Source organism: Peribacillus sp. N1 (assembly GCF_054600815.1).
Genome location: NZ_BAAHZO010000141.1, coordinates 1 through 231, shown reverse-complemented (window position 1 = coordinate 231; position 231 = coordinate 1). Strand labels below are relative to the sequence as shown.

Genomic DNA, 231 nt, shown 5'->3' with positions numbered 1-231 from the left:
AAAGTGCTGACGCCGCCTCCAGTTTAGGTCGAAGCCGAAAAGCATGGGATTCCCGTTTATCATCCCGAAATAATCCGTGAAAAATAAGAACTTGAAAAGATCATCTCCTTGAATGCTGACTTGGTTGTGACGGCGGCTTTCGGACAAATCCTTCCGAATGAATTGCTGGATGCCACTAATTACTGATGTATTAATGTACATGCCTCCCTGCTTCCAGAACTGCGTGGTGGG

Annotated in this window: 1 pseudogene; it reads left to right on the top strand. The window is 46.3% G+C overall.

Annotated elements, in window-relative coordinates:
- Positions 1–183, top strand: a pseudogene (locus tag ACYP5M_RS26845) (methionyl-tRNA formyltransferase); the annotation flags it as partial.
- Between the last annotated feature and the right edge of the window lie 48 nt (positions 184–231).